Below are 2160 nucleotides of genomic sequence, written 5' to 3'. Positions count from 1 at the left end.
GGGCGCGGGCGCCGCCGGGGTCGCGGGTGACGCGGGCGTTGCCGGGGCCTGGCCGGGCTTGGCGAAATCCCAGTTGGTCCGGCCATCGGCGGCGCGCACCAGGTTAAGGTGCAGCCCGTCCAGCATCAGTTCCGCCACCTCCACCCGCTTGGACAGCAGGGGCATGAAGGCCACGCGCAGCCCGCCGCCCTTGATGCGCAGGAAGATGTCGTCGTCTCCTGATGCAGCGGACGGGGCGGTGGCTTTGGGGAAGTCCGGCGGATTGCCGAGGTGCATGGGGCCGAAGGCCACGCCCAGCCATGGGAAGAAGGACAGCGAAAGGTCGCCGTCAAAGACCAGTTCGCGGCCCGTGGCAGAGCGAGCGGCGTCCGCGATGCGGCCCTTGTAGTCGTTGGGATTGATGGTGGCCACCACGATGGCGACGGCCACGCCGGCAAGGATGACCAGGGCGCCGATGGCGGCGGCCACGAGTTTGAGCGTTCTGTTCATGGCGGTGCTCCCGGTTTGGTGTTGCCGAAGGGGCGGCGGCACGGGCAGGGGCGCGCTGAACAGCGGCAAAAGCAGAGAAGCCCGAGCCTTCCCTAAAGATAACCCACCGGGGATGTTGGGGCAAGGCGTGAGATCGAATTGCATGGGGCTGCGGGGGATGTACGCCGTCCGGAGAATCCGCCGACGGGCAGGGCCGGTTGTCCCGCGCGCGCCCCGAACCGGACCGAATTGGGGCGGGCGCTCTGGCGGAGCGGTTCGATTCGCGCTAGACCTTGGCCCATGAATTCCGACACCCGTATCGCCCCCCTCACCTGCGCCCCCCGCCCCCCGGCCCTTATGGTGCAGGGCACCTGCTCCAACGCGGGCAAGAGCATCCTTGCCGCCGCGTTCTGCCGCATATTCTTGCAGGACGGCCTGCGCGTGGCCCCGTTCAAGGCGCAAAACATGGCGCTCAATTCCTGCGTCACCCCCGACGGCCTGGAAATGGGCCGGGCGCAGGCGGTGCAGGCGGCGGCCTGTCGGCTCGACCCCGACGTGCGCATGAATCCGGTGCTGCTGAAGCCCTGTTCCGACGTGGGCTCGCAGGTCATCGTCATGGGGCGGCCCGTGGGCGTCATGCGGGTGCGCCAGTATGTGGACTACAAGCCCCAGGCGCGCGATGCGGCCTTTGCCGCCTACGACAGCCTGGCGGCGGAACACGACGTGATGGTCATCGAGGGGGCGGGCAGCCCGGCGGAAATCAATCTGAAGGCCCACGACATCGTGAACATGGCCATGGCCCGCCATGCCGGGGCGCGGGTGCTGCTGGTGGGCGACATCGACCGGGGCGGGGTATTCGCCGCGCTGGTGGGCACCATGGAACTGCTGGAGGACTGGGAACGCAATCACGTGACGGGCTATCTGCTGAACAAGTTCCGGGGCGATGCCAGCCTGTTGGACCCGGCGTTGGACTTCATGCTGCAACGCACCGGGCGGCCCGTGCTGGGCGTGGTGCCGTACCTGCGCGACCTGGGCCTGCCGGAAGAGGATTCCGTGACCTTCAAGGACGGGCTGCCCGGCCTGCGGGGCGGGGTGGCGACGGAAGGTGGGCCGGAGGAGCCGGGCACGGGGCCGGACATCTTGTTGGACATCGTGCTGGTGGACCTGCCGCACATCAGCAATTTTACGGATGTGGACGCCCTGCGCGGCGAACCGGACGTGCGGCTGCGCGTGGCCCGCACCCCGGCGGACCTGCCAGCCCCGGACGGCAGGATGCCCGACGCGGTGATCCTGCCCGGCAGCAAGAATACCACCGGCGACCTGCGGGCTTTGCGTGCTTCCGGAATGGTCGATGCGCTGGCGCGCCTTGCGCGCGACCCGGACGGGCCGGTGGTGGCGGGCATCTGCGCCGGGTTGCAGATGCTGGGCCTGTGCGTGGCCGATCCGTTGGAACTGGAGGGCGGCGGCAGCGAACAGGGGCTGGGCCTGTTGCCGGTGCGCACCGAACTGGCGGCGGAAAAGACCCTGCGCCGCACGGCGGGGGTGCACCCGCGCAGCGGCCTGCCGGTGGCAGGGTACGAGATTCGCCACGGCATCACCGTGGCGGCGGAATGGGGCGAAGGTGGCGGCACCGGGCCGGGCCTGGGGGGCGCGGCATTCCCCTTCCTGCAGCGCGAGGACGGCGGCCCGCTG

At 70.0% G+C, this 2160-nt stretch carries 2 protein-coding genes; one reads left to right on the top strand and one right to left on the bottom strand.

Annotation, left to right across the window (positions count from 1 at the left end; translation table 11 throughout):
- On the bottom strand, positions 1-489 hold a 489-nt coding region (locus FVW27_RS13970; protein WP_167126179.1), incomplete at its 3' end, for an AsmA family protein.
- A 279-nt stretch (positions 490-768) separates the two neighbouring features.
- Between FVW27_RS13970 and FVW27_RS13965 the strand changes: the two genes are divergently transcribed.
- Positions 769-2160: cobyric acid synthase (locus tag FVW27_RS13965; protein WP_167126177.1), on the top strand; the 1392-nt coding region annotated here is incomplete at its 3' end.

The sequence above is a fragment of the Nitratidesulfovibrio liaohensis genome (genome assembly GCF_011682075.1).
Taxonomy (GTDB): Bacteria; Desulfobacterota; Desulfovibrionia; order Desulfovibrionales; family Desulfovibrionaceae; genus Cupidesulfovibrio; species Cupidesulfovibrio liaohensis.
This window is presented reverse-complemented; position numbering and strand designations above follow the sequence as displayed.